This is a genomic window from Pedobacter heparinus DSM 2366 (assembly GCF_000023825.1).
In the GTDB taxonomy this organism is placed as follows: domain Bacteria; phylum Bacteroidota; class Bacteroidia; order Sphingobacteriales; family Sphingobacteriaceae; genus Pedobacter; species Pedobacter heparinus.
The window spans coordinates 1,924,929-1,950,603 of the sequence record NC_013061.1; the positions used below are offsets into that span (position 1 = coordinate 1,924,929).

The following is a 25,675-nucleotide window of genomic DNA, read 5'->3' on the forward strand; positions in this document are numbered from 1 at the left end:
TTATGAGTAACAACGCAAAAAAAATATTTCTGGCATTAACCATTGTAGTCCCTTTTCTAATCTATTGCATTGTTTATTATGTGCCTATGTTTAGAAATGCCCCTTTTAAGCTAAAGGAATTTGAGTCGATAGAATTTAAATGGGGGCCGGGCAACAAGCTTGAAAACAGTTATAACTCGGCTACGGGCGCTTATCAGTACGTGAACGCCCAGGATTCTTTGATCAGGACCAATGTTAAGCTAAGAAAAGACGATATTCTTTATCTGCATTCGAAGGCAAGTGAACTGGGTTTCTGGAATTTTCCGGATGTGATTGCCAATTCCGGTACCAACCTGGATTCGTCTAAGGTACTGCGCTATGTGATGCAGTTCAATTATAAGAAAAAGTCGAAAAAGGTAATTTATGTTACCGATTATACCGAAATACAGAAGCTTAAGGGGCTGGCCGAGCAGATGAAAACATTACTGATGCAGAGCATTAATGATGCAGAAGAACGTTACGGAAAGAAAGCTGCTTTAAAAAACTAAATCATTTATGGATTTAGAAAATAATTTCTATATTTGCACCTCGATAAAAATAAACAATTTAAAATAATAATTAATTAACAATGTACGCAATAGTAAATATAGCAGGACAGCAATTCAAAGTTGCAAAAGACCAGCACCTTTTTGTACACCGTTTACAAGGGGATGAAGGCGCTAGTATTGAATTTGACAATGTATTGTTGGTTGAAGATGGTGGTAAAATCTCTGTAGGAGCTCCTGCATTGAAAGGCGCAACTGTTTCAGCTAAAATCGTGTCTCATTTAAAAGGTGATAAAGTAATCGTTTTCAAAAAGAAACGCAGAAAAGGTTACAAAAAGAAAAACGGTCACCGTCAGTATTTCACCAAGATCCAGATCTCTGGTATCAGTTTATAATTATTGTTAAACAATAGATTACCGTTTATTCAGGTAGTTCATAAAATATAAAACAAGATGGCACATAAAAAAGGAGCCGGTAGTTCGAGAAACGGACGTGAATCGCATAGCAAACGTTTAGGTATCAAAATTTTTGGTGGTCAGGAAGCTATCGCCGGAAACATTTTGGTACGTCAGCGTGGTACAAAACATCATCCTGATAAAGGAGTAGGTATTGGTAAAGACCATACTTTATTCGCTTTGGTTGATGGTACTGTAATCTTCAAAAAGAAACAGGACAATAAATCTTATGTTTCTGTATTGCCTGCTGCTGTTGTTACGGCAGTTCCGGAAAAGAAAGCTCCAGCTGTGAAAGCAGCAAAAGCTGCTGCTCCGGCAAAAGAAGCAAAAGCTGAAAAAGAAAAAGCACCTGCAAAGAAAGCCCCTGCTAAAAAAGCAGTTAAAGCCGAAACAGCAGCTACTGAGACTGAAGCTGCACCTGCAGAATAAGTTACAGGCATAACCCATAAACAGAAAAGGTCACAATATCAATTGTGACCTTTTCTGTTTATGGTGCTTATGGGTATTTCTGCCGGCTTTATACCCTAACCTTGGCTCTTCTTGATTTGATGTGGTTTAATTCCTGTTCCAGTTTTTTTAGTGAGCTGGTGAAACTCCTGAATGAAGTTTCGAGGTCATTTAAAATAAGGTCTATTTTGGCAGGATTTTCCGTTGCGGCCTTAGTATCTGTGCCATGTAGCAGCCAATCATAGGTCTTGCTATAATACCTGGCGATTTCGTGTAGGGTGTTGAACGAAGGATACTGGTTGCCAAGTTCTATTTGAGAATAATTACTTCTTGATAAATTTAAAATATTGGCAATAAATGCTTGCGAAAGGTTGTGCTGCGTTCTTAAGTCCTTTATGCGTTCACCAATCTCTTTCTTTGATAGAATTTCTTGCATAAGTAATATATATTTCGTTGATTTGTGATGGACGGGATAACTAATTGCTCCAGGAATCAAAGCAATTATAGCTCCATAAAATTTATTAGGAGAACATTTATAGTAAAAGGGATTAGCTATGTTAATGCCAAAAGCATGATGTGTATTGTATATAATATGGTATTATCATGATGAATGCGCGCTGCAACAGCTTAAAACACGTTGAATATGCCAAATAAAAACAGTTGCGGGCGAACCTCAAGTTCATTTTTTTTAATTGATAAAAATTATCAGCTTACTTTTTTTAAGATCGACTCTCCAAATGACCTGGGTAGTCTTCTTGCAAAAAATCCCGTAATTGGGGAGTCGGTTGTGGAAATCATTGCACAAAATTACAGGAAGCATTTTACAATCCTGTTGTCGAGATGCTTTGAAGGTCATTGTTTTAGTATAGAACAGCGGCTGTCTGTTTTTAAGTCAAACGACCTGATTTTCCATATCATTTTTACGCCACTGACCATCAATGAGATCACAGATACTATTGTTTGTACGGTAGCAGATATCAGCAGTTCAAGAGGGGTGATCAATATGATCAGAGAGTATTCGCACCTCACCTCGCATCAGTTAAGGGCACCAATAACCAATATCTTAAGTCTTTCAACAATTACCAATTATGCCCAGCTGGCTTCTTATGATGCATTAAAGATGAGCCGCCTGCTCAATGATATCAATCTTCAGGCAGTTAAACTGGATGAGATCATTAAAATGCTGAACAAGATGCTCAACAAGCACGACTGTATCGACTTATTTGATAAGCCTGGCCCTAAATCTGACCACAACCATATTGTACTGGTAGATGATGATGTGGTGACCAATAAACTCCATAAAATGCTGATCAGAAAGCACCACAGCGATAAAAGGATTGTATTGTTTGACAACCCCCAAAAGGCCCTCTCATACATTCAACAGCATACACCTGATCTTATTTTATTGGATCTGCACATGCCTGGAATCGATGGCTGGAGATTTCTGGAAATGATGGAAGAGCTTAACGTTTTTATCGATGTGGTTATTGTTTCCTCCTCCATAGATCCGCGGGAGCGGTCCAAAGCAAAATCCTTTCTCTGCGTTAAAGATTTTTACACCAAACCCCTAACGATAGAAAAGGTAAGCCAATTGCTGGACCATTAAAATTTAAGCCTAATGTTCCCTGCTCATCAGCAGGTCTGCCAGCTCCAGCAGTTCAGATTTCCTTGATTCAGGTACCTTTACGGCGTTAAGGGCATCAAAGGCTTTATCGGCGTAGTTTCTCATTTCTATACCAGCCAGTTCGGGGATGTTGTAAGCATTGTACAGCCCGGTAATGTGCTTTACTTTTTCAGTATGGTCTTTATTTGTGCTTTGTGCTTCCAGTTTCCGCAGGTCTTCGGCGCTGGCCAGTTCCTTTAGTTTCAGCAACAGCAGTGTTTTTTTATTGGCAATGATATCGCCGCCTACCTGTTTGCCAAATTTCTCGGGGTCGCCATACACATCCAGGATGTCGTCCTGCAGCTGAAAGGCTATACCCAGGTTCAGGCCAAACTGGTAAAGCTGTTCTGCTTCATTATGGTCTGCCCCGGCTACCTGTGCCCCTAATTTCATGGCCCCGCCTAAAAGTACCGCTGTCTTTAAACGGATCATATTGATGTATTCCGGAATGCTTACTATGGCCTGTTGTTCAAATTCCATGTCCAGCTGCTGTCCTTCGCAAACGCCTCTTGCAGTAGCATTAAATGTTTCCAGTGCGTCCTTTAATATAGCGCTGTGCAGCATAGACAGTTGTTTGTTCGCTTCAACCATCATCACGTCGCCGCTTAAAATGGCATTGTTGATGCCCCATTTTTCGTGTACGGTCTGCTTACCCCTGCGGAGCGGGGCATTGTCCATAATGTCATCGTGGACTAAGGTGAAATTGTGAAAAGTTTCAATAGCCAGTGCTGCAGGTATTGCTTTCAGGATATCTGCTTCAAATAAATCTGCGGCCATGAGTGTAAGTACCGGTCTTATTCTTTTGCCCCCCATAGACATGATATAGCGTATGGGCGCATAGAGTTTTTCCGGCTGGGCAGGATAATTGATGTTTTGAATCGCGTTTTCTATAACTTCTTGTAATTGGGCAGGAGTATACATCTTATGTAAAAGGATTTTCCGGAATCTGATTTTTTATTGAATTAAGGTGAAGTCGATCTGACGTTTGGCCAGGTCTACTTTTTTTACTTTCACCTGTACTTCATCGCCAAGCTGATATTTTTTCTGTTTGCGCTGGCCAACTATGCAATAGTTTTTCTCGTCAAGCACATAGAAATCATCTGTAATGTCTCTCAGGCGTATCATCCCTTCGCATTTATTTTCAGTTAGCTCTACATACATTCCCCATTCCGTTACACCGGAAATGATACCTGCAAAAATGTTACCTACGTTTTCTTCCAGGTATTCGGCCTGTTTGTATTTGATAGAGGCCCGTTCTGCATCTGCAGCCCGCTTCTCCATCGCTGAAGAATGGGAGGCCGCAATTTCATATTCTTCTTCATTGGCCGACTTTTCATTGTTTAGGTATGCTGCAAGCAGGCGGTGTACCATCACATCAGGGTAGCGGCGGATGGGTGAAGTGAAGTGGGTATAATGGTCAAATGCCAGTCCGTAATGGCTTGTTTTTTTGGTGGTGTAAATGGCCTTGGCCATAGAGCGGATGGCCAGCTGGGTAAGTACATTCTGTTCTTTCTTGCCTTCTACATCTTCCATCAGGTAATTTAAAGACTTTGCGATTTCCTTGTCCGATTTCATGTTGATCTTATAACCAAAACGTGCGGCAAACAAGGCAAAGTTGCCCAGGTTTTCCAGGTTAGGTGAATCATGTGAGCGGTAAACAAAAGTATATTTCTGCTTTCCTTTGCCTTTTTTAGCAATAAATTCAGCTACCTTTTTATTGGCCAGCAGCATGAAATCTTCTATCAGTTTATGGGCATCCTTGCGTTCCTTTACATAAACACCAATAGGTTTACCGGTTTCGTCCAGTTTAAATTTCACTTCGGTGCTTTCAAAACTGATGGCGCCGTTCTTAAACTTTTTATCCCTTAAAATATAGGCAAGCTCATTCAGCTTCAGAATTTCAGCGGCATAATCGCCGGCTTTGTTTTCAATCACTTCCTGTGCTTCCTCATAACTAAAGCGGCGGTCGGAATGGATCACTGTACGTCCAAACCATTCGTTAACCAGGTTTGCCTTTTCATCCAGTTCAAATACCGCTGCAAAGCACAGTTTATCTTCATTGGGCCTTAAGGAGCAAACGCCATTGCTCAGGCGTTCCGGCAGCATGGGAATTACGCGGTCTACCAGGTATACCGAAGTGGCCCTGGCATAAGCTTCTTTATCCAGGCTGCTGTTGGGCTTCACATAATGGGAAACATCGGCAATGTGCACACCTATTTCATAATTGCCGTTTTCCAATGTTTTAAAAGAAATGGCATCGTCAAAGTCTTTTGCATCAGCAGGATCAATCGTAAAGGTAGTGGTATTTCTAAAATCCTTCCGCCCTTTTATTTCTGCTGCGCTTACCTGTTCGGGTATGGCATTGGCCTCCAGCTCTACTTCGGCCGGGAAGCTCAATGGAAAACCGTACTGTGCAAGAATGGCGTTCATTTCCGTGTTGTTCTCGCCCTGTTCGCCCAGTATATTGATGATCTTTCCGATCGGGTTTTTTACACCTTCAGGCCATTCGGTAATGCTTACCTGAACCTTTTGTCCGTTTTTTGCACCGTTAAGATCGTTCAGGGGCACAAAAATATCGTGCAGCATTTTGCGGTCGTCTACATTTACAAAGGCATAACGTTCTGAGATCCTGATGACACCAATAAAATCTGTTTTCGACCGTTCTATGATCTCTACAACTTCACCTTCGTTTTTACGTCCGCTTTTTTTAGCATAGATGTAAACCTTCACCTTATCACCATGCAGTGCATTGTGGAGCTTTCTGGCCGATACGAACACATCTTTTTCAAATTCATCATCGGGGATAATGAATGCTGCGCCGTCTGCCGTCATGTCTACCTTTCCGGTAATAAAGGTCTTCAGGTCCTTCAATCTGAATTTTCCTTTTTCAGGCTCTGAAAATACACCTTTCCTGGCCTGTTCTTTTAATATTTCCGATATGGTTTCCCTTGAATCGGCATCGGTAAGGTTCAATTTAGCCGAAACCTGTTTGTAATTCAGGGCTTCTTTATTGCTTTTCTCCAGAACATCGCTAATCAATTGTATTAAAACGAGTTCCAGGTGGGCTGATTTCTTTTTTGCCATAATCTGTTTATGAATCACCCGAAGGTAACAATTTGAAGCGAGTATTGTTGTATTTTGTACCTTTGATGACCTGCTGATGGTTAAACTTAAAACGATTAAAAATGATTGAAGACAGAGAAAGAAAGACGGGTAAGGAGATTTTGATGATCCTGATCAAAGCCATCTTTTACCTGTTTTTGGTTTATTTTTATATTAACAAGCCTTTGTTGTATGCAGAATACCCTGGTCTGGCTAAAGCATCCGGGGCAATCATGGTTTTTCTTGGGCCCAGTCTGGTCATTTCCGTAGTGCGCCTGGTTATCATTTACTGGTACATCCGCAAACATAAATTCAAAAACAATGTAAAGGATAATTTTATCCTGGGCATCAACCGTATCCAATCCATATTAAATACTGTATTTTTTGTCATTGCGGGTATCACCTTGTTTAATATAAAAATTGAAGAGTTTATATTCAGCGTTTCCATCGTTGCGGCTGCCATTGCGGTCACTTTTAAGGACTACATCAACAACATGATCAACGGACTGATCATTATGTTTTCCGACAGGTTGTCTTTGGGAGACCACATTAAGATCGGCGAGCATGAAGGTAAGATCCTGGACATTACCCTGATCAATATGATCCTGCAAAATGAGGACAGTGATATGGTCATCATCCCAAACTCGCTGGCTTTCAGTTCAGTCATCGTTAACCAGTCTAAGCAAAACATCAAAAAGCTGAGCATAGAATTTGACATGTCGCTGGCCAATGGCTTTACCCCCGAGTACCTGGAAAATCATTTATATAAAATTATTCAGGACTATTCGGAGAATGTTGTGGAGGGTGGGTTAACCGTTAAGACCCTTGCCATCAACAAAGATGTGGCCATATTTAAGGTGATGATCTTGTTGAAAAGGTATGATAAAATTAAGGAAAGGGAGATCAGAAGGGCCATAAATACCGCCCTGATCAGGCTTTCTGCTACCCTGCACAAGGGTAAACAAATCGATACCGAAAAAAAGGTATCCGATTAAGCATGCCCGGGTATAGCTGCAATTAGTTTTTTGGTGTATTCAGCTTTAGGGTTATGGTAAATTTCTTCCGGAAAGCCCTGTTCTTCAATTTTGCCTTTGTTCATCACAATCATCCTGTCGGAGATGTGCTTTACCACGGCCAGGTCGTGTGAGATAAAGATATAGGTAAGCCCAAACTCCTGCTGCAATTCTCTGAGCAGATTGAGCACCTGGGCCTGTACAGAAACATCCAGTGCCGATACCGATTCATCGCATATAATAAACCGGGGCTGTAGGGCCAGGGCCCTTGCAATGACTATGCGTTGGCGCTGTCCGCCCGAAAATTCGTGCGGATACCTGTTGAAATATTCAGGTTTCAGATCTACCCGGTCCAATAGATTCAGCACATGGGCTTTCCGCTGCTCATTGTTGTCGAACATGCCATGCACCTGTAAGGGTTCCATCAGCGCATTACCGATGGTTAAACGCGGATTGAGGGAAGAGTAGGGGTCCTGAAAGATGATCTGTACCGCTCTTCTCATTTTTCTTAATCCGGCAGTATCCAGCGAGGATAAGTCGGTCCCGTCAAACAGCAGCTCGCCTGAAGTGGGCTCCACCAATCGTAAAATACTACGGCCCAGCGTGGTCTTTCCGCATCCGGATTCGCCAACCAGTCCTAAGGTCTCGCCTGGAAACACATCAAAAGTAATGTCGTCCACAGCTTTTACATATTCCGTTGTTTTGCCAAAAAGCCCCTTGTTTATCGGATACCAGGTACACAATTGTTTCACCTGCAGCAAGGGTTTTTGCTGATAAAGGTTATGCCTGCGCTGTTCAATTTCGGCCTGTGTATAACTGTTCATTTCCAGTAAATGCTTCAGGCCCATTTCTTTGTCGCCGTTCATAAAATCGGCCACTACCGGAAGTTTTTTCAGCAGGCGCTGAGGGGCGGGGCGGCAGGCCAGTAAGCCCCTGGTATAAGGGTGTTGCGGATGGTTAAACAGCTGCGCTGCCGCTCCCTGTTCCACAATTTGTCCTTTGTACATTACGGCTACCTCGTCCGCAATCTCACTGATCACTGCCAGGTCGTGCGAGATAAAGATCATGGCCATTCCGCGCTCTTCTTTCAGCTTCAGCAGCAATTGCAAAATGGTTTTCTGTACGGTAACATCCAATGCCGTAGTTGGCTCATCGGCAATCAGCAGTTCGGGGTTGCAGCTCAGAGCCATGGCAATCATTACCCTTTGTTTTTGTCCCCCTGAAAGCTGGTGCGGGTAACTGTCAAATATATTTTCCGGTCTGGGCAGCTGTACTTCTTTAAACAAGGCAATGGTTTTCTCTTTTGCAGTTTGTTTATCTACCCGCTGGTGCAGCATGATGGCTTCTTTAACCTGATAGCCACAGGTAAAAACCGGGTTCAGGGAAGTCATGGGTTCCTGAAAGATCATGGCAATTTTATTACCCCTGTATTTCCTGATCTCATCGGGCGACAGGCCGAGCAGGTTGATGTTTTGAAAATCAATGTTGCCCTCAATTTTTGTACTTTGAGGATCATGAAGTCGCATAATAGAAAAAGAAGTTACGGATTTACCGGAGCCTGATTCGCCGACTATGCCCAGTACTTTTCCTTTTTCAACCTGGAAGCTTACCTTGTTTACGGCCTTAAACCAGGATTTGTCCTCTCTGTTAAGAAATTGTATGTCTAGATTTTTAACGTTTAGCATCTGAGAACCAAGGTAGTGATTTACCGGCATACTCAGAGAATTTAAGAAAGCAATTTTCCTAACCTATAATTCGGCCTGTTTGCTTAATTTTGCAGCATGGAAAGAGAAATCCTTGACACCAGGCGTAAGGCTTTAAAGATTAACCTAAACCCCAGAATTTACGGAACATTTGCCGAGATCGGTGCCGGACAAGAGGTTGCACGTAATTTTTTTACTGCCGGTGCCGCATCAGGAACGGTAGCCAAGACCATGTCGGCCTACGACATGACCTTCAGTGATGCCATTTATGGGGTTGAACCTTCAGGAAGGTACGTAAGCCAGTCGCGCTTATTAAAAATGCTTGACCATGAGTTCAGTCTGTTAACAGAACGCTTAAATGGTGAAAAATACGAAGGACGTGCTTTCTTTGCTTTTGCAGATACGGTTACTACTTTAAACTACAATAAATCCAATGACCCGCATGGTTGGATCGGCATCCGTTTTCAGGCAGAGCCCGGGGGCGAGCCCAACGAAATCTTTTTCCATGTACGCTTACTGGATACCGATGCGGCATTGCAGCAAAATGTATTGGGTATTATTGGCGTAAACCTGGTTTATGCCGCTTATTATTATAACCAGGACCGCAAAGCGATGATCGAATCGCTGGCCGATAACTTAACAGTAGGGTCGGTAGAAATTGACCTGATCTCGGTTAACGGGCCCATATTTAAAGATGCAGACAATATTTTGCTGAACCTGTACCTGATTGTTAAAGACTTTTCAGATGCAGCCATCTTTGATGCCAGCGGCCGTCCGTGTTTGCCTAAGGACCTGCTGTACAAAAAAGACATCATGATCCTGCGTACCAAATATGCCCAGAAATCCAATCCTAACTTTAGCATGCTCAACAAGGCTGTAGACCAGTTTGTAAGGACAGAAAATGTGCAGGAAGACAACCTGAGCGTATTGATCGAAGTATTGATGTCAAATGTGCTTTCGGCCAATGACGGAGCTGATGATATCGACCTCAGGGCTGTTGCTAAAAGGGCAGAAGAGATGTGTAAAACGGGAAATAAGGTAATCGTATCCAACTTTGCCCGACACAATAAACTGGCCAAATACCTCGACCGCTGCAGGCCAAAAAGTGTAGGGATATCTACCAATATCAACAACTTAAAATTCGTATTCAATTCCGGTAATTTTGGCGAAAACTATTCCAGCCAGCTGCTGAGTTATGTAAGCGATATGTTCAGTAAAAACGTAAAACTTTTTGCCTATCCTTTTCTTGACAAGAAGACAAACGAAGTGATCACAACAGCCAATATGCCGGTAACACCGGATGCCAGGCCCCTGTTTGATTTCCTGATCCTCAATGGCTACATCACCGATATTGAAGATTACAGCGAAAGTGATGTAAAAACTGTTTAATCCTGTTTCTGATAAGGATTTGAAATTGCAATACCCATTATCCTTTCGGGATGCTCAACGGCCTTAAAGCCAAATTGCGCATATAAACCATGGGCATCCAGGGTAGCCAGCATATACCTTCTCAGTCCCTGCAGGTCTTTATGGAAAAGCATGAGCGACATCAGTTTTTTAGACAGGCCCTGTCCGCGGTAGGCCTCATCCACATACACATCAGCAAGGTAGCCAAAGGTGGCCTTATCTGTGATCCAGCGGGCAAAGCCTACCTGTTTGCTGTCTTTGTAAATGCCAAAACACAGGGAATTTTCTATAGAGGTTTTAACAATTTCTATGGGGATGTCCTTTGCCCAGTACGATTGTGTACTTAAATAATGATGAATTGCAATCGGATCGATCTTATTTTTGTCATCAGAGAAAACAAAACCATTTTCTTCAATTTCCATGAATGTAATTATTTTTTTACTTTAAGAAAGGAACACTGCCGGTTGCCGGCTTAAACAGTATTTAGTTCCGCATGTTGATGAACTGCAGCGGCTGACCAAAATCTTCTTTTTTGCAAAGGGCAATTACACCTTGCAGGTCGTCTATACTTTTGCTTTGCACCCGCACCTGGTCATCCATCATAGAAGCCTGTACTTTTAGTCCGCTGGCTTTTATTTTTGCCACAATTTTCTTTGCAGTTTCTTTGTCTATACCTTCTTTTACCGAAATTTCTTTCCTGATCATGTTTCCGGACGCATATTGTTCCTTACCAAAATCCAAACTTTTTGCATCCAGGTTTTGCTTGATCATCCTTGAGATGATGGCATCCTGAATTGCTTTTAAACGCATGTCATCTTCGGTAACAATGGTAATTACATTGGTCTTTTTATCGTGGTCGATGGTACTTTTTGAAGTACTGAAATCATAACGGTTTAAGATCTCTTTTTTTGCATTGTTCATCGCGTTGTCTAATGTTTGCGCGTCTACTTTGCTTACAATATCGAAAGTGGGCATGATTATTATAGCTTTAGAATAAAAAATTAGCGTAGATTTAAGTATCAGATTATTTAATCTGCCTACGCAAATATAAAATAATTAACTATAGCAAGCTCTAATGAGCTTCAAATTAATCAAAAAACATAAAACCAGTACTATGAAATCCAGTAAACCAAAAGCTCAGAAAAAAGTAGCCAAAAAAGCGGCTAAGAAACAACTTGAAAAAAGTTTGACAGAAAAGATCCTGGAAACCGTTAAGCATTTAGGCCAGGATGCAGAGAAGATTGGGGGAGATATAGCCATTGTAAGTAAATTTGTAGCTAAAAAGCTTTCTAAAAAATTCAGTAATGTTAAAGCTGCCGTTAACGAAAAAATAGACGAAGCTAAAGCAGCCAATAAAAAAGCAGTAAAAAAAGCGGCCAAAAAGGCATCATCCGTTAAAAAAGAACTGAGCAAAGACGCTAAAAAAGCAAAAAAAGCGGTTAAGGTTGCCAGTGCAAAGGTTAAACCGGTAGTACAAAGTGTTAAAGTAGCGGCCATTGCCACAGAAAAAAAAGCGGCTGATGCCATAGCAAAGCCAGTGGCCAAAGTAGCAGACAAAGCTAAAACAGCAGCGTCTACTGTAGCGGCAAAAGTTGCTGAAGTTAAAAAAGAAGTTACTGCTACGGTTAAGGCACCTGCAAAACCGGCTGCCAGAAAACCGGCAGCAAGAAAGGCGCCTGTTAAAAAAGCTGCCCCGGCAGCGGCAAAACCGGCGGTTACCGCAGCAGCCAGCCCTGCAGCAGCCAGCCCGGCAGCGGCAAAAGCCACTCCATCAACAGCCACTCCAGCTAAATCAGCTACTGCAAAACCAGCTGCAAAAGCCCCGGTAAAAAAGGCAAGCCCTGCAGCTAAGCCAGCCGCCAAACCTGCAGCTGCCAAGGCTCCGGAAACTGCAACAACGGCCCCTGCAAATGGTACAGCTGCCGCAGCTGCCAAAACAGAGAGCGAAAGCAAATAGCAGAACATTAAAATTAAATAAGAATTGTATAATTAATCATAATTAACAATTACTTAACAATAGAATTTGCAGTTTTGGGCATCCCTGTTTTAGAACAGGGATTTTTTTGATATTTTAAATGACGAAGAAAAAGGCTCCATTTCTAAACAGAGAGATCAGTTGGTTGTATTTTAATGAGCGCGTTTTGCAGGAGGTGGCTGATGAGACAGTCCCTCTTATAGAACGAATAAAATTTCTGTCTATTTTTTCTTCAAACCTGGAAGAGTTTTACCGGGTAAGGGTAGCTACGCTGAGCAGACTGGCCAACCTGAACGATAAAGCCAAGGCCTTACTGGGCTTTAACCCTAAAAAGATCTTAAATGAGATCAAAAACATCGTTGTAAAGCAGGAGCGCAAGTTTGAACAATTGTTTAAGGCTACCCTGATCAATGAACTGGCCCAAAACCGGATTTTTATTTTAAACGATACCCAGCTCAACGTTTCCAGGGGCGAATTTGTGAGAAATCATTTCAGGGACAGGATCCTTTCCAATCTTGTTCCGATCATGATCGACCTGGAAAAACCATTTCCGGAGCTAAAAGACCGTTACCTCTATTTTTTTGTCAGGCTTTCCAAAGCGCCCAATAAAAACCAGAAATATGCGCTGATTGAGCTCCCGCCCGATCTTCCACGTTTTCTGGTGCTGCCCGAAACCAATGGCCTTAAGTTCATTATCCTTGCCGAAGACATCATCAAGTACTGCCTTGACGATATCTTTTACGTTTTTAATTATGATGTTCTTGAAGCATATTCTATACAGCTCACGCGGGATGCGGAGCTCGATATTGATAAAAATATCAGCGATAAGTTTATCGAAGAACTGAAGGCCAGTCTGGATAAACGTAAAAAGGGAAAACCCATGCGTTTACTGTACGATACGGAAATGCCTTTTGAAATGCTGACGGTATTGATCAATAAAATGAAAATAGAGGCCGATAGCCTGATCCCGGGCAACAGGTACCACCGCTTTGGTGATTTTATTGCCTTCCCCAATGTGGGCAGCAAAGACCTGGAATATAAGCCCAATGTGCCCCTTAAAGTACATGGCCTGCACCGTACCGAAAGTATATTCAATAAATTGCAGGGCAAAGATTATCTGATTAACCTGCCTTATCAGTCTTACGATTACATCATCCTTTTTCTGCGTGAGGCGGCCATAGACCCTAAGGTAACTGAAATCAACATTACCCTGTACCGCCTGGCCGAGAATTCGAGGGTAGTTAACGCCCTCATCAATGCCGCTAAAAATGGTAAAACAGTGAACTGTATGGTCGAGTTAAAGGCCCGTTTTGATGAACAGGCCAATATTTTCTGGACCAGCAGACTGGCAGAGGAGGGTGTAAACGTGAACTACGGACTTACCGATTACAAAGTGCATTCCAAGATCTGCCTGGTCAAAAGAATGGAAAAGGGGCGGGCGGTTTATTATGCCAACCTTGCTACCGGTAATTTTAACGAGAAAACAGCAAAACTATACTGCGACCACAGTATTTTTACTTCCAGAAAAGAAATTACGGCCGACCTGATCAAACTCTTTAAGGCCTTAAATAAAAAGACCGTTACCAAAGGCTTTAAACACCTGATCGTTTCGCCGCTGGAATCGAGAAACAAGTTTTATCAGCTGGTAGACCGGGAAATTAAAGTAGCAAAGCAAGGCAAGCCGGCTTATATGATCTTAAAGGTAAACAGTCTGGCCGACGAGGGTATTGTAGAAAAACTGTATGAAGCCAGTAATGCCGGGGTTAAAGTAAAGCTGATTGTGCGCGGCATCTGCACCCTTGTTCCGGGTATTCCCGATTTTAGTGCCAATATTACGGTTATCAGTATCATTGATAAGTTTCTGGAGCATGCCCGGGTATTTATTTTTGGTAACAACGGCAAGGAAGAAATGTTCCTGTCGTCGGCCGACCTGATGAGCCGCAACTTTGAGCACAGGGTGGAGGTTGGCTTTCCCGTACTGGATGAAGAAGTAAGACAGGAGATCAGGGACATCATCGAGTTCCAGTTACAGGACAATGTGAAGGCCAGGGACATTACCCGGCTCAACAACAATAAATACCATAAAAATAATTTAAAAACTAAAATTAGGGCGCAGGTGCAGACCTATAATTACTTAAAAAACAAACATCAGTAAGCCAATGTTAAGATATGCTGCCATAGATATAGGTTCAAATGCGGTTAGGTTGTTGATTGCGGATATCTCCAAAACCGAGAATGGTTATGGGTTTAAAAAAAACACCCTGGTGCGGGTTCCGTTACGCCTGGGCGATGATGCTTTTTTAGACCATCACATCTCGGCACGTAAAGTGGAGGAGCTGCTGAAAACCATGTCGGCCTTTAAAAACCTGATGGAGGTATACCATGTCTCGGCCTATCTGGCCTGTGCTACTTCTGCCATGCGTGAAGCCGGAAACGGAGCAGATATCATCAAAATGATAAAGAAACAATGCGATGTAGACCTGGAGATCATCGCCGGACAAAGGGAAGCCAATATCATTTATGCCAATCACATTGAAGAAAACCTGGACATCAAAAAAAGCTATCTGTACATTGATGTAGGTGGGGGCAGCACCGAGCTTTCTGTATTTGTAAACCGCGTACCTGTGGCTTCCAAATCTTTTGATATCGGCACCATCCGCATCCTAGACAATCAGGATAAGGACGAAACCTGGGAAGAAATGAAAAGCTGGGTAAAGGAACATACAAAATCCTTAAAAAACCTGGCCGGTATAGGAACCGGGGGCAATATCAATAAACTTTTCCGTATGTCTGACGAGAAAGAGGGCATGCCCTTAACGTTCCTCAAATTGAAAAGCATGTATAACCAGCTCAATTCGCACTCGCTTAAAGAAAGGATCAGTGTTTTTGGTTTAAACCCTGACAGGGCCGATGTCATTATCCCTGCCTGCGAAATTTACATCACTTTGTTAAAATGGACGGGGATCAAACAGATCTATGTGCCAAAAGTAGGGCTGGTAGATGGCATCATCAGTCTGCTCATTGAAGAGAACCTGAGCGAGGCCGTTTATAAATAGGCAAGTGCCAGGTAAATGCCATGATGGCTTACCGAACCCGGGTTGGTAGCCCGGTAGGAACTGTCGCAGGCATCATAACTACTTATTTTATACCTTATTTTTTGGAGCAGGCTGGCATCCGCTGCGGCCAGTGTATGGACGTATCTTTCCGTAATGGAAGTTTTGGTAAAGTAGGACTGTTCCTGGTACCATACATTTCCGGTGGCTGTTTTTTTATGGATGATCAGGTTGTTGCAAACAATTGCTGCCGGGGCAAATACCCTTATTTTGTTTTCCCTGCTAAAGATTTTATAGGCCGATTCTTTCATTGTCCAAAGCAGCCATACCATCATTTCAGCATCTTTAGCAGCGCTGATCAGGAACCTTTCTCCGGGCGTAAATATCTTTTCCAGATAGCCTTTTCTTTTCCAGTTGCTTTCTTTTTTTGCCTGTTCCAGGTCAACAATGTCATTCCCTATCAAGTGTTTTCAGTTTAGCCTCAATAATTGCCAGGGTATCCGATACGTTTAACATGCGTGCCATCTCCTGGTTGTCAATTTCAATGTCGAATTCCTCTTCCACATCCAGCACCACATCTACCAGGTTGGCCGAATTGATTTTCAGGTCTTTAATGAAATCCGTTGTGGGGCCAATGTTATCCAAAGCGGCTTTATCGGGGGTATAAGGGGCAACAATTGTTTTCAATTTTGCTATAAGTTCTTCTTTATCCATTTTCATACTTTTTAAAAATGATGCAGGCATTTACATCACCAAACCCAAAACTTGCCTTAGCTAATATATTGATGTTTTTATAAAGTATTTGCTGCGGGATCCTATTTTTATCTACCAGCAGCGCAATTTCCGGATCCAGGTCCTCACAGTTGATGGCCGGGAAAATAAAGCCCTGTTGCAGCTGCAGTACCGAAGCTACACATTCTATGCTTCCCGACGCGCTTAAACAGTGTCCGGTCATTGCTTTCAGGCTATTGATATAAGGAAAATCAGCCCCTTTTCTGTTTAAGGCGATGGTCCAGTTCTGTACTTCCAATGCATCTTTTGCCGTGGCTGTCAGGTGTCCGTTAATGGTGTCGACCTGACTGGCTTTGACACCGGAATTTTCAAGGGCAGCAGCAATACAACGCTGTACAGCCATACTGTTGGGGGCGGTCATGCTGCCCGTACCGCGCTGTCCGCCCGAATTGATGTTGCCCCCCAGTATTTCGGCATAGATGAAAGCGCCCCTTGCCAAAGCACTGTCCAGTGTTTCCAGCACCATGGCCCCGGCACCACTGCCGGGCACAAAGCCGCTGGCACTGGCGCTCATTGGTCTCGATCCTTTTTCAGGCATCCCATTGTGTTTAAAGGTACATACCTTCATGGCATCAAAGCCAGCCCAAATATAAGGGCCGCTATCGCTCGTGCTGCCCGCAAGCATTCTGGTCGCCTGCCCGGTTTTAATGCGTTCATAAGCCATTAAAATGCTTTCTGTGCCCGTTGTGCAGGCCGATGAGTTGCTGCTTACCTGGTTGCCCAAGCCCAGTTTACCCCCCAGGTAGGCACTGATGCCGCTGGCCATGGTCTGTACCACTACACTGCTGCCCAGTTTGCGTACCTGTAAATCGTCTACTTTATAAATGGCCTCCCTGAATTTTTCGATGCCCGATGTGCCGGCACCAAACAGGGCACCACTTTGCCAGTCGGGCTCATTTTCGGGGGCGGGTAACAGCCCTGCATCCTGCCAGGCATCCATTCCTGCGATCAGGCCATACAGAATTCCGCTGCTGTTAAAATTCCTGCGTTCCAGGTCGGTCATGTACCTGGCCATCAGCTCGTCTGTTACTTCCGGTTTTCCGGCAATCTGACAGGAGAATTGCAGTCTTTCCAGTTCAGGGTCATGTTTAATCCCTGAAACACCATTTTTAATGGCTTCAGTAAAGGCTTTTAGTCCCACTCCATTTGGTGCAACTACCCCTAAACCGGTTATTACTACACGTTTATGCATTCATTTTATTGGTCACCATGCCGGCAATGGTGCCTTTACAAACTACTTCGCCGGCGGCATTGGTCATTTGTACTGTACAATTTAGCTTTTTAAACCTGAAATATACCTTTTGTGCATTTACGGTTACTTTTTCTCCCGGAAAAACAGGCTTCATAAAGTCGATAGCCGTAGAAGTGAGCATCACATGGCCCGGCATTCCGCCTTCGGCACTGCCCGATAAATAGATACCCAGGCAAACCAGGCCAATCTGCGCCATGGTTTCCGTTAATATCACACCGGGTGTTACGGGATGGTCTTTAAAATGTCCTTTATAAAAATCCAGATCTGCATCAAAAGTATAAGAGCCGGTTACGCCGTTTTCGTCAATTGCTTCCAGCTCATCTACAAATAAAAAAGGTTTGGTGTAAGGTAAGTGTGCTAAGATCTCTGCTTTGTTCATGTTATAAATTTTAATGCTTTTACCATTTCAGCAAAATACGTTGTGCCGAAAACCCTGGCCCAAAGCTCAGCATCAGGCCCAGTTCTGCACTTCCCGGTTCGCGTTCCATAAAACGTTCCAGTACATACAGTACTGTGGCGCTCGACATATTTCCGTATTCCCGTAAAATGTTTTTAGTTTCGTTTATATTTTTGCCTAATTTACCAAATAACCCTTCAACTGTCTGAATAATTTTTTTTCCTCCGGGATGAAAGATCAGATGGTCAATGTCTGCTATCTTCAGTCCGTTTCTGGCCAGGAAGGGGTGGATGATATCGGGGAAATGCATTTCAATGTTTTTCGGAACCTCTACATCCAGCACCATTTGTAAGCCAGTGTTGCAAAGGTTAAAGCCCATCATGGGTATGCTGTCGTAAAAGTGGTACATTTCTTCGGCAATGATTTCCGGTCCTTTATCTTCGTCCAGCGAGGACAATAAAACACAGGCTGCACCGTCGCCAAAAATAGCGGCACTCACGATGTTGGCCATAGAAAAATCGTTGAGCTGGAAAGTTGCGGTAGGCGATTCTACAGCAATTACTGCCGCACGTTTACCCGGATTGGCCTTTAAAAAATTCTTGGCATAGATCATCCCAGATATACCCGCGGCGCAACCCATTTCTGTTACCGGCAGGCGCACAATATCCTGGCGCAGGTTTAAGGCATTGATGAGATAGGCATCAATAGAGGGGATCATGATACCCGTACAGCTTACCGTGATGATATAGTCCAGTTCCTGTGCTTTCCATCCCGATTTTTCCAGGGCCATGGCCAGACAGCCGGAGGCCAGTTTAATCCCTTCGCGGATGTAAATGTTGTTTTTTTCTGCAAAGGAGCTTTGGTTAAACACTTCTTCGGGCGACATGATCGAATACCTTTTATCCACATCGGCCTGCTCAAATATCTTTTTTACCTTTCTGATAAAACGGGGTTCCTGTCCATGTAGCCAGGTGTCCAGAAAGGGGAGTATCTCTGCTGTTGTTCTGGAATATTGCGGTGTCAGGCTGGTAACGGTCGTTATTTTTACGCTCATATTGTTGGAATTATCCACTGGTAACGGAATGCCCATTTCCATTTCAGGATATAGGTGCTAAAGTTTAATTGCCTGGAATAGGATTGGAGGTCGTGCTTTTTAAAGCCCCTTAAAATAGATACAAGCCCATCGTCTTTCGACATCTGGTTGAGGCCAAATACAAAACACAGCCCTGTAAAAAGGTAATAGGCCATTTTGCTCCTGTGCAAATCGTTTACCACAATGCCCAATGCCGACTGTGCTTTAAAGCCATTCATAAGCGTTATAATTTCTTCGTCTTTAAAATGATGTAGGGTCAGTGTACATAAGATAACATCATAAACCCTGTCTTGTTTAATTTCCTCAAAAATATCTGCGCAGCAGTAGCTGATGTTTGGGTAGTTCAGCGACAGCTGCTGTGCATGTGCAATGGTAAACTGATTTGCATCTATACCTATCAGTTTAAAATTTAACTGTTTTTTTTTTTGCAAAATCGGCCAAAGCCCTCAGCATGTCGCCATTGCCGCAACCTACATCCAGGATGGTAATTTCATCCTTGTTCAGCGCTTTTAATTTGAGCAGCTGTTTTACACCCTGCAGGGTAAGTTTATTGCCACCCAACAGCCTGTTTATACCGGCAATTTTATCCAGGGCATCCCTAAGTACCTCACCTTCTAAATTAAAATCGTCCATTATTTCGGCTGCATCACTTCGCCTGCTGGTATCTATGCTCATAAAATGGGTTTTCCGTGGGTTGTTTTTATAATTAAGGGCAGGGCCGATGGGAAATAGCCCAGTAACTGCTGTAATGGTTTAAATAATTTATCCTTTCTGATGATTCCAGACAAGAAACGGCCCATCAGCAATCGGTTTTTAAAATTGGCATTCCATGTGGCGGTATATAGTTTTTCGAGCGTTGTTCTTGACACCAGCTTACCGTTCAGGTATTGTATGCTCAGTTCTGCACAAATTTTGGCACTGTGGATGGCCATGGCCATGCCGTTTCCACAAAGAGGGTGGATGAGGCCTGCAGTATCGCCGATCATCAATATATGGTCACATACCAGTTCCTTTTTAGCGAAAGACACCTGGCTAATGGTTAAAGGCTGATCAAAAACCGGGCTGCTTTCCTCAAAAATCTTTCTGAGCTGCGGGTTTTTGTACAATACCTTTTCCTGAAAATCCTTGAGGTTGGCGCAGGCCTTAAAGCTTTCATAATCTGCCAGGTAACAGATGTTGATCTGTTTGTTTTCTATGGCCGAAACCCCGCAATAGCCCCCTGCAAAATTGTGCAGCTGTACCAGATCAATGGGAATAATGCCATTGTAATGTGCCTTTACTGCCAGCCAGGGCGATTTTTTTTGTATAAAGCTACGGGAAAGCTGCTGGTCAAGGGCAGATCTTTTTCCAAAAGCACCGATCACCAGATCAGCTTTTAAGGTTCCTGAATGGCTGGTGCTCAGCTCAAATTCATTGCCATTAAAAACGATATCCGTTACCCGGTCTCTGATCACTTTGCAGCCTCTTGACAGGGCTTTTTGATAAAGGAAATGATCGAGTGCAAACCTGCTTAAGCCAAAACCGCCGAGCGGAAGTGCGCAGCCAATAATTTGCCCGCTAAGTGAAGACACAGAAAGGCGGTTAATGGCTACCGGAAGCAGTTCATACGGATCGGCATCCAGCCATTGCAGATAAGGTAATACTTCGTTGGAAATGTACTCGCCGCAGACTTTATGATGGGGATATGCATTTTTTTCGATCAAAGTGACTTCAAAACCTTCTTTTAGTAAGTGCAGGGCACAGGTTAGACCTGACAGGCCACCGCCTACAATTAAAATGGTTGCGCTTTGGTTGGTTTTATTTGTCATCGGGCATGAGTGGCAGTACCAATATAACACTAAAAAGGCAGCATTGTTATGTTAAAACCTATTACACCTCAACTGCCTTCTTTCAGCAGTAGTTCGGCGATTGATGTAAAAGCCTGCGGATAGCTCATGACTGCCGTAGTTGTAATTGCGCAATTTATTGAGGGAGTAATCGTACGAATAGCCAATCCTGATATTTTCCGTCGCAAAAACCTCAAGTATGCCACCCATTGCGTGTTCTTTGGCCAGTCCTTTTTGCTGATAGTCTTTTTTGTAAAGATCGAATGAAGTACGGGCAAAAGCGCCGATCCAGAGCCTGTCCTTAAGCAGCAAAAAGGTAGTGATGTCCATTGCCGAGGGGCCTTTGGTATCATCTTTAAAAAGGATGACCGGTTTAAATTTAACATCTTCACTGAATGGGAACAGCGCTCCTGCGCTGAAGTACAAATGCGGCTGGGGAACGGGTATCCTGCTGTCTTCGGTATTTCTTTTTGCCAGGTACCGGGCCAGCATATTGGTCATGGAAAGGCCCAGGAAGAAGCTTTCGTTGGCATAATAGATCCCAAAGCGGGCGTCGGGTACGGTACTGGTCTGCGAGCCAACAGGAATCAGCTCATCACCCGGCTTGTACCCTTCCAGTTTGGTGCCATCCAGGCCCATCTGTACCATACCGGCTGCAATGCCAAAAGAAAGTTGTCCGGTTCCACTATATCCGGTTTTAATGTGGTAGGCATAGTTTGCATAAGCTGTAAGGTAAGTTTGTGCCCCCAGCTGATCGTTGGAAACGATTAGTCCAAGTCCAACCTTGTCGTCATAAAAAGCCCCATCAGCTGCAACAGAAAAAGTTTTCGGGGCCCCTTTAATGCCTGCCCATTGTGAGCGGTAAAAAGACTGTACATAGATATCGCCTTTATAACCGGCATAGGCCGGATTGATGTGGATACCATTAAAAATATACTGTGTATACTGGCTGTCCTGCTGCGCGCTGGCAGTAGATATCATACCTGCGATGCTCAATAGGCCTATCATTCTTTTCATCATATCTCGTTCCGGTTATTTGTTTCGTAGTATGGTTATATAGCCTTTATAAATTTCCCATTTGTTGCCTGCGGTTTTCAGTTTTAGCAGGTAGAAATAGGTACCCTCATTAAGGCCGATAGCTGTCCAGTCGTTCCTGTATCCTTTTGTGTTATAAACAGTACCTCCCCATCGATTTAAGATGGTTAGCTCATTGGCTTCATAAAGTTCCAGGCCGGGTATTTCGAAGGTGTCATTTAAACCATCGCCGTTAGGTGTAAAAACATTAGGGATGATGATTCCTGCTACCGATTTACTATCTGTAAAGCTGTTGTTTTTCAGATCAGGATCAGTTTCATTAGCGCTTACCGTGGCTGTATTTCTGATGATCCCGGCTTTAACCGCTTTTACTTTGATTTTCAGATCGGCACTTTCGCCATTGTCCAGCTTGCTGATCTCCCATAAAACGGTTTTGCTGCCCTGGTTGTAATTGGCCAGCCCAAGAGTGGGTGTCATCAGCTGTTGAAAAATGAGTTCTTCAGGTAAAATATCCTGTACTTTTACGATTGTAGCCGTTGCGGTACCATTGTTTTTCACCTTGATCAGGTATTCAAAAGTATCGTTAATGGTTACGGCCCTTAATTCCGAGTTTTTGCTGATCATCAGATCGGCAGTAAGTGCATTGGGGGTGCCAATGTTTACAATAACAGGAGCTGAGATGTCCGAAGCGCAGCCTTCAGCGTTAAAAGAAACCACTGTATACGTACCAGCAAGCAGTACATTATAATCAGCAGATGTGGCACCGGTAATTGCAGTACCATCTTTAATCCATTGGTAAGCGGTTGCGTTAACAGAACTGGCCCGCAATTTTACCGAATTCCCTTGAGGAATAGTAACGGTTTGCGAACTACCAGATTGCGCAAAGCCTGCCGTTGCACTTAGCAACAGCAAGCTTGACACAAAATTGGTTTTTCTGTTAAACATGAAAATCGATTAAGCGTAGTTTACCATTTTAGAAAGTACTAGTGCCAGGGTTTCCAATAGTAATTGCAGGAGTTGTTGGTCTAGGTAAAACACTAACTGTTTTACTGGCTGTTTGCGGGCAATACAATAATGTTCCTACTTTATAGGCTACTTTCAATCTATAAATTGCATTGATAGGCGTACTACCTGAATTCGTAACTGTTGGATGAAATGAAGCTGGATCTGTTTGACCCGCAATGATGGTTTCGGTTGTTCCATCATAGGTATACCATTGATATACAAGTTCCGCACCTGATGGGGCTGCAGGTGTTGCAGAACCGGTAAAGGTGGTAGTACCGGCTTGTTCAGTACAGTAAGAATTTGCTGCTGTTATTGTTGGTGTTAACGTAGGTAGCACATAAACAGGTATAATTTGCGCTTCAGATTCGCAGGTTCCTGCATCTGTACTTTTATTGGTAATAATATAATAGCCTGTTTTTACATCCGTACCTGTAATTTGATTACTTGCATTTGGAGTTACAGTTGTGGGTGAACCAGGAGTTGGGGAGTTGGCGTCATATTTTACAATCCACTGGTTCGCTGAACCGGGAGAGCCTAAGGTTAGTATTCCACCTTCACACACAAACTGAACGTTAGAGGTTGTTGGTGTTACTGCTTGTGCAAATGATGTTGATAGATTTCCGAATAGAACCACTATGGTCACTATTGCAATTTTTGTAAATGATTTTTTCATGTTCTTTTTTTTAGTTTTTAATTATTGAGGATTCGTTGTTAAGATTAGATTTGGAGTTGCTGGTCGTGGTAATACTGTAAATGTGATGGGTTGTGAGGAACTTGTACAGTTTGCATTACTTACTGTCAATGTTCCACTATATGACCCCGGAGTTACAGTAGTACCTACTGGTTTATTAATTATGATTGGGCTTGCAGTTAATGTTGCGCCATTTACATTGGTAAAACCCTTGCCCATTGCATAGGCATTCCAAACTATGCTATAGGTCGTCGGGCTTCCCGTTGTAGCACTATAAGGCAAAGTAGTAGTGGCAGTTTCCTGGCATACATTTGCAATTGTGCCTACAGTGATTGATGGAATAGGGGCAACTGTGACAGTAATTGATGCACTATTTGCTGAACAAGTCACAGTGTTTAAAGTTGAAGTTGCCACTCTTCGGTAATAAGTGGTTTGTGCTGGCGCTGCGGTTTCTGTGTATGTTGCCGCTATAGCACTGGCGATATTGGTAAATGTATTATTGTCAGTTGATTTTTGCCATTGGTAAGTAGTTGTTCCAGTTCCTGTAGCACCTGTTAAACTGGTGAAAGCTGCAGGAGCTGATCCTAAACATATAGTTTGATTTGTTCCAATTGTTCCTGCTGTAATTGAATTGACCGTTACTGTGATTACATTGCTGTTTGCTGAACAGGCTACACTGTTTAAAGTTGACGTGGCTACCCTGCGGTAATAGGTAGTCTGGGTAAGTGTTGCAGTTTCGGTATAACTCACATTTGTAGCATTGCTTGTTATGTTGGTAAACGTATTGTTGTCGGTCGATTTTTGCCATTGATAGGTTGCAGCGGTTCCACCAGACGTAATGGTAGCAGCAGCAGTACTTGTAAATGGAGCCGGAATTGAATTGTTACAGATGGTTTGATCGGTAGCTATTACGCCCCCACTTATGGAATTCACAGTTACGTTTACCGGAATCCTTATTGATTCGCCAGTACAAGTCGATTTTGATGTAGCAACATAATATGTGGTACTCACCAAGGGGCTTACCATATAGCTGCTACCAGTTGATAAAAGTGCGCCATCTGATGCTGAGTCATACCATTTAAATGTGTTTCCGGCAGCAGGTGCATCAGGTGTCAATGTTATTGGAATACCAGCACAGGCAGTTACGTTTTGTAAGGATATTGGAGTAAAAGATGGTTTCTTAGGTGTTCTTTCTATTTCATGGATATATAAATTTGAGAAAAGACTAAGAACAGATCCAAAATTAACAGTAACTCTGTCGAACGCAACTCCTGGGGCTATGGAGAAAGTTACAGGTGTTGCATTGCTTAAGAGACCTAATAAATCAGCACTTAAAATATTTCCAAGTCCCATGCTCCACACCGCAGTTGACGAACTTCCATTATATGCAGAGACGGTTATATTATTTAATAACGTTACTGACAATGCAGCGGCTGGAGCAGATAAGGTCAGTTTTACCTCGTCGCTTGAATTTGAAGGACTTGAAAAATAAAAGTTTTGATTGGCTGAACTTAGTAATGCTCCAGGTGTTAGTGTTGAAAAGGTTGTTTTGATACCATCTATCGCCCTTTGAGGATTTGAAACATTATAACCATCAGTTCCTAAAACTATTCCACAATCAGAAGAATTTGTTGTATTGTAGAATGCAGAAAGAACATTTATACTAACGGTGCCGGCTCCCGGTATTAGCCCTCCATTCCCTGTAACATTCAGTCTCACAGTATTAAATGTTGCATTAGCCGTTACTGTGTAATATAGTGTCCCATCAGCTGCTGTAATTAGTGTAGATGTGCTGGTAACTAATGATGTATTATTATATGCCTGAGCATTAATTGTTCCTCCGGCATTGGCATATATCGGGCTTGAGACTTTGATGAAAACGATAGTATTAGATGGAATGGAAGAAAAGCCTAGTCCAATCCATCCTGATGCAGATGATCCGGTTAATCCTCCAGTGCCTGTAACTGTTATGTTGGCTAGAGGTGGGGTTTCTGTCGGGGCATTGTTTTCATTATTTGTAATCGCGTTACTTTCATTAGTTATATTAACTCCTGTAGTAGCAGAAATTTTGGAAATAGCTGTCGCATACTTTCTCTGCCCCTTAACTTCCCCCATACCCGCCACCATCACTATCAAAACCAATAGTAGGCGCCAGTGCTTCAATATGTTTTTATGTCTGAGCGAGAGCATGAACACTTTTTCCTTTTTATCCCTTTTTTGAAACAATGAAGACAGTTTTTTT

Annotated in this window: 27 protein-coding genes; 9 read left to right on the top strand and 18 right to left on the bottom strand. The window is 42.9% G+C overall.

Annotated elements, in window-relative coordinates; all coding sequences use genetic code 11:
* The first annotated feature begins 2 nt into the window (after positions 1–2).
* From PHEP_RS08120 to rpmA, 3 genes are all read left to right on the top strand, one after another.
* Entirely contained in the window at positions 3–527 is a 525-nt protein-coding gene (locus PHEP_RS08120) for a hypothetical protein (protein WP_015807451.1), read from the top strand.
* An 80-nt stretch (positions 528–607) separates the two neighbouring features.
* On the top strand, positions 608–919 hold the full coding sequence (gene rplU / locus PHEP_RS08125; RefSeq protein WP_008241463.1) for a 50S ribosomal protein L21: 312 nt from the start codon (positions 608–610) through the stop codon (positions 917–919).
* Positions 920–976: 57 nt separating this feature from the next.
* Positions 977–1,408, top strand: coding sequence for a 50S ribosomal protein L27 (rpmA, locus tag PHEP_RS21895; protein ID WP_015807452.1), 432 nt, complete (start codon positions 977–979; stop codon positions 1,406–1,408).
* Between the two features lie 88 nt (positions 1,409–1,496).
* Here rpmA and PHEP_RS08140 read toward each other — a convergent pair whose 3' ends face one another.
* Positions 1,497–1,862: a helix-turn-helix domain-containing protein gene (locus tag PHEP_RS08140; protein WP_015807453.1), complete on the bottom strand. Its 366-nt coding sequence runs from the start codon at positions 1,860–1,862 to the stop codon at positions 1,497–1,499.
* A 207-nt stretch (positions 1,863–2,069) separates the two neighbouring features.
* Here PHEP_RS08140 and PHEP_RS21555 point away from each other — a divergent pair, with 207 nt between their 5' ends.
* Positions 2,070–3,032 (top strand): response regulator, encoded by a 963-nt coding sequence (locus tag PHEP_RS21555; protein ID WP_015807454.1) that lies wholly within the window; start codon positions 2,070–2,072, stop codon positions 3,030–3,032.
* A gap of 9 nt (positions 3,033–3,041) precedes the next feature.
* On the opposite strand, the gene PHEP_RS08150 is transcribed toward PHEP_RS21555, so the two are convergent.
* Together PHEP_RS08150 and rnr are read right to left on the bottom strand one after the other, a co-directional pair.
* Positions 3,042–4,010, bottom strand: a complete 969-nt coding sequence (locus PHEP_RS08150; RefSeq protein WP_015807455.1) for a polyprenyl synthetase family protein — start codon at positions 4,008–4,010, stop codon at positions 3,042–3,044.
* 33 nt (positions 4,011–4,043) lie between these two features.
* Complete coding sequence (gene rnr, locus PHEP_RS08155; protein ID WP_015807456.1) at positions 4,044–6,173, bottom strand: ribonuclease R; 2,130 nt, start codon at positions 6,171–6,173, stop codon at positions 4,044–4,046.
* Positions 6,174–6,274: 101 nt separating this feature from the next.
* Here rnr and PHEP_RS08160 point away from each other — a divergent pair, with 101 nt between their 5' ends.
* Positions 6,275–7,186, top strand: coding sequence for a mechanosensitive ion channel family protein (locus tag PHEP_RS08160; RefSeq protein WP_015807457.1), 912 nt, complete (start codon positions 6,275–6,277; stop codon positions 7,184–7,186).
* On the opposite strand, the gene PHEP_RS08165 is transcribed toward PHEP_RS08160, so the two are convergent.
* Positions 7,183–8,919: an ABC transporter ATP-binding protein gene (locus PHEP_RS08165; protein WP_015807458.1), complete on the bottom strand. Its 1,737-nt coding sequence runs from the start codon at positions 8,917–8,919 to the stop codon at positions 7,183–7,185. The two genes, PHEP_RS08160 and PHEP_RS08165, sit on opposite strands and share 4 nt — an antisense overlap.
* Positions 8,920–8,985: 66 nt before the next feature.
* On the opposite strand from PHEP_RS08165, the gene PHEP_RS08170 reads away from it, so the two are divergent.
* Positions 8,986–10,296: a hypothetical protein gene (locus PHEP_RS08170; RefSeq protein ID WP_015807459.1), complete on the top strand. Its 1,311-nt coding sequence runs from the start codon at positions 8,986–8,988 to the stop codon at positions 10,294–10,296.
* Here the strand turns inward: PHEP_RS08170 and PHEP_RS08175 are convergent.
* Complete coding sequence (locus tag PHEP_RS08175; RefSeq protein ID WP_015807460.1) at positions 10,293–10,736, bottom strand: GNAT family N-acetyltransferase; 444 nt, start codon at positions 10,734–10,736, stop codon at positions 10,293–10,295. The two genes, PHEP_RS08170 and PHEP_RS08175, sit on opposite strands and share 4 nt — an antisense overlap.
* Positions 10,737–10,797: 61 nt before the next feature.
* Positions 10,798–11,289, bottom strand: a complete 492-nt coding sequence (locus PHEP_RS08180; RefSeq protein ID WP_015807461.1) for a YajQ family cyclic di-GMP-binding protein — start codon at positions 11,287–11,289, stop codon at positions 10,798–10,800.
* A gap of 139 nt (positions 11,290–11,428) precedes the next feature.
* Here PHEP_RS08180 and PHEP_RS22175 point away from each other — a divergent pair, with 139 nt between their 5' ends.
* From PHEP_RS22175 to PHEP_RS08195, 3 genes are all read left to right on the top strand, one after another.
* Positions 11,429–12,271: a hypothetical protein gene (locus PHEP_RS22175; protein WP_155975971.1), complete on the top strand. Its 843-nt coding sequence runs from the start codon at positions 11,429–11,431 to the stop codon at positions 12,269–12,271.
* A 118-nt stretch (positions 12,272–12,389) separates the two neighbouring features.
* Positions 12,390–14,444, top strand: coding sequence for a polyphosphate kinase 1 (gene ppk1, locus PHEP_RS08190; protein WP_015807463.1), 2,055 nt, complete (start codon positions 12,390–12,392; stop codon positions 14,442–14,444).
* A 4-nt stretch (positions 14,445–14,448) separates the two neighbouring features.
* The gene (locus PHEP_RS08195) at positions 14,449–15,345 is read left to right on the top strand and encodes a Ppx/GppA phosphatase family protein (RefSeq protein ID WP_015807464.1); all 897 of its coding nucleotides are present in this window, start codon (positions 14,449–14,451) and stop codon (positions 15,343–15,345) included.
* Here PHEP_RS08195 and PHEP_RS08200 read toward each other — a convergent pair.
* From PHEP_RS08200 to PHEP_RS08250, 12 genes are read right to left on the bottom strand one after another with little or no spacing between them, the layout of a single operon-like run.
* The gene (locus PHEP_RS08200; protein WP_015807465.1) at positions 15,336–15,806 is read right to left on the bottom strand and encodes a 4'-phosphopantetheinyl transferase family protein; all 471 of its coding nucleotides are present in this window, start codon (positions 15,804–15,806) and stop codon (positions 15,336–15,338) included. The genes PHEP_RS08195 and PHEP_RS08200 overlap by 10 nt on opposite strands.
* The gene (locus tag PHEP_RS08205) at positions 15,793–16,056 is read right to left on the bottom strand and encodes an acyl carrier protein (protein WP_015807466.1); all 264 of its coding nucleotides are present in this window, start codon (positions 16,054–16,056) and stop codon (positions 15,793–15,795) included. The genes PHEP_RS08200 and PHEP_RS08205 overlap by 14 nt, the downstream gene beginning before the upstream one ends.
* Entirely contained in the window at positions 16,049–17,326 is a 1,278-nt protein-coding gene (locus PHEP_RS08210) for a beta-ketoacyl-[acyl-carrier-protein] synthase family protein (protein WP_015807467.1), read from the bottom strand. Before PHEP_RS08210 ends, PHEP_RS08205 begins: the two co-directional genes overlap by 8 nt.
* On the bottom strand, positions 17,319–17,765 hold the full coding sequence (locus PHEP_RS08215) for a 3-hydroxyacyl-ACP dehydratase FabZ family protein (RefSeq protein WP_015807468.1): 447 nt from the start codon (positions 17,763–17,765) through the stop codon (positions 17,319–17,321). The genes PHEP_RS08210 and PHEP_RS08215 overlap by 8 nt, the downstream gene beginning before the upstream one ends.
* A 19-nt stretch (positions 17,766–17,784) precedes the next feature.
* The gene (locus tag PHEP_RS08220) at positions 17,785–18,837 is read right to left on the bottom strand and encodes a type III polyketide synthase (RefSeq protein ID WP_015807469.1); all 1,053 of its coding nucleotides are present in this window, start codon (positions 18,835–18,837) and stop codon (positions 17,785–17,787) included.
* A complete protein-coding gene (locus tag PHEP_RS08225) occupies positions 18,834–19,307 on the bottom strand; it encodes a methyltransferase domain-containing protein (RefSeq protein WP_238326452.1) in 474 nt (157 codons plus the stop codon). The genes PHEP_RS08220 and PHEP_RS08225 overlap by 4 nt, the downstream gene beginning before the upstream one ends.
* Positions 19,279–19,551 (bottom strand): class I SAM-dependent methyltransferase, encoded by a 273-nt coding sequence (locus PHEP_RS22320; RefSeq protein ID WP_238326453.1) that lies wholly within the window; start codon positions 19,549–19,551, stop codon positions 19,279–19,281. The genes PHEP_RS08225 and PHEP_RS22320 overlap by 29 nt, the downstream gene beginning before the upstream one ends.
* The gene (locus PHEP_RS08230; RefSeq protein WP_015807470.1) at positions 19,548–20,684 is read right to left on the bottom strand and encodes an NAD(P)/FAD-dependent oxidoreductase; all 1,137 of its coding nucleotides are present in this window, start codon (positions 20,682–20,684) and stop codon (positions 19,548–19,550) included. The genes PHEP_RS22320 and PHEP_RS08230 overlap by 4 nt, the downstream gene beginning before the upstream one ends.
* Before the next feature lie 51 nt (positions 20,685–20,735).
* A complete protein-coding gene (locus PHEP_RS08235) occupies positions 20,736–21,722 on the bottom strand; it encodes a PorP/SprF family type IX secretion system membrane protein (protein ID WP_015807471.1) in 987 nt (328 codons plus the stop codon).
* Between the two features lie 12 nt (positions 21,723–21,734).
* Positions 21,735–22,682, bottom strand: coding sequence for a T9SS C-terminal target domain-containing protein (locus PHEP_RS08240; protein WP_015807472.1), 948 nt, complete (start codon positions 22,680–22,682; stop codon positions 21,735–21,737).
* A 28-nt stretch (positions 22,683–22,710) separates the two neighbouring features.
* A complete protein-coding gene (locus PHEP_RS08245) occupies positions 22,711–23,415 on the bottom strand; it encodes a hypothetical protein (RefSeq protein ID WP_015807473.1) in 705 nt (234 codons plus the stop codon).
* A 21-nt stretch (positions 23,416–23,436) separates the two neighbouring features.
* Complete coding sequence (locus PHEP_RS08250) at positions 23,437–25,659, bottom strand: immunoglobulin domain-containing protein (protein WP_143715717.1); 2,223 nt, start codon at positions 25,657–25,659, stop codon at positions 23,437–23,439.
* Between the last annotated feature and the right edge of the window lie 16 nt (positions 25,660–25,675).

What these genes read in the sequence shown, in the direction of transcription:
- PHEP_RS08120 (WP_015807451.1), top strand. Translation starts at nt 3, where the DNA reads ATGAGTAACAACGCAAAAAAAATATTTCTGGCATTAACCATTGTAGTC.
- rplU (WP_008241463.1), top strand. Translation starts at nt 608, where the DNA reads ATGTACGCAATAGTAAATATAGCAGGACAGCAATTCAAAGTTGCAAAA.
- rpmA (WP_015807452.1), top strand. Translation starts at nt 977, where the DNA reads ATGGCACATAAAAAAGGAGCCGGTAGTTCGAGAAACGGACGTGAATCG.
- PHEP_RS08140 (WP_015807453.1), bottom strand. Translation starts at nt 1,862, where the DNA reads ATGCAAGAAATTCTATCAAAGAAAGAGATTGGTGAACGCATAAAGGAC.
- PHEP_RS21555 (WP_015807454.1), top strand. Translation starts at nt 2,070, where the DNA reads ATGCCAAATAAAAACAGTTGCGGGCGAACCTCAAGTTCATTTTTTTTA.
- PHEP_RS08150 (WP_015807455.1), bottom strand. Translation starts at nt 4,010, where the DNA reads ATGTATACTCCTGCCCAATTACAAGAAGTTATAGAAAACGCGATTCAA.
- rnr (WP_015807456.1), bottom strand. Translation starts at nt 6,173, where the DNA reads ATGGCAAAAAAGAAATCAGCCCACCTGGAACTCGTTTTAATACAATTG.
- PHEP_RS08160 (WP_015807457.1), top strand. Translation starts at nt 6,275, where the DNA reads ATGATTGAAGACAGAGAAAGAAAGACGGGTAAGGAGATTTTGATGATC.
- PHEP_RS08165 (WP_015807458.1), bottom strand. Translation starts at nt 8,919, where the DNA reads ATGCCGGTAAATCACTACCTTGGTTCTCAGATGCTAAACGTTAAAAAT.
- PHEP_RS08170 (WP_015807459.1), top strand. Translation starts at nt 8,986, where the DNA reads ATGGAAAGAGAAATCCTTGACACCAGGCGTAAGGCTTTAAAGATTAAC.
- PHEP_RS08175 (WP_015807460.1), bottom strand. Translation starts at nt 10,736, where the DNA reads ATGGAAATTGAAGAAAATGGTTTTGTTTTCTCTGATGACAAAAATAAG.
- PHEP_RS08180 (WP_015807461.1), bottom strand. Translation starts at nt 11,289, where the DNA reads ATGCCCACTTTCGATATTGTAAGCAAAGTAGACGCGCAAACATTAGAC.
- PHEP_RS22175 (WP_155975971.1), top strand. Translation starts at nt 11,429, where the DNA reads ATGAAATCCAGTAAACCAAAAGCTCAGAAAAAAGTAGCCAAAAAAGCG.
- ppk1 (WP_015807463.1), top strand. Translation starts at nt 12,390, where the DNA reads ATGACGAAGAAAAAGGCTCCATTTCTAAACAGAGAGATCAGTTGGTTG.
- PHEP_RS08195 (WP_015807464.1), top strand. Translation starts at nt 14,449, where the DNA reads ATGTTAAGATATGCTGCCATAGATATAGGTTCAAATGCGGTTAGGTTG.
- PHEP_RS08205 (WP_015807466.1), bottom strand. Translation starts at nt 16,056, where the DNA reads ATGGATAAAGAAGAACTTATAGCAAAATTGAAAACAATTGTTGCCCCT.
- PHEP_RS08210 (WP_015807467.1), bottom strand. Translation starts at nt 17,326, where the DNA reads ATGCATAAACGTGTAGTAATAACCGGTTTAGGGGTAGTTGCACCAAAT.
- PHEP_RS08215 (WP_015807468.1), bottom strand. Translation starts at nt 17,765, where the DNA reads ATGAACAAAGCAGAGATCTTAGCACACTTACCTTACACCAAACCTTTT.
- PHEP_RS08220 (WP_015807469.1), bottom strand. Translation starts at nt 18,837, where the DNA reads ATGAGCGTAAAAATAACGACCGTTACCAGCCTGACACCGCAATATTCC.
- PHEP_RS22320 (WP_238326453.1), bottom strand. Translation starts at nt 19,551, where the DNA reads ATGAGCATAGATACCAGCAGGCGAAGTGATGCAGCCGAAATAATGGAC.
- PHEP_RS08230 (WP_015807470.1), bottom strand. Translation starts at nt 20,684, where the DNA reads ATGACAAATAAAACCAACCAAAGCGCAACCATTTTAATTGTAGGCGGT.
- PHEP_RS08235 (WP_015807471.1), bottom strand. Translation starts at nt 21,722, where the DNA reads ATGATGAAAAGAATGATAGGCCTATTGAGCATCGCAGGTATGATATCT.
- PHEP_RS08240 (WP_015807472.1), bottom strand. Translation starts at nt 22,682, where the DNA reads ATGTTTAACAGAAAAACCAATTTTGTGTCAAGCTTGCTGTTGCTAAGT.
- PHEP_RS08245 (WP_015807473.1), bottom strand. Translation starts at nt 23,415, where the DNA reads ATGAAAAAATCATTTACAAAAATTGCAATAGTGACCATAGTGGTTCTA.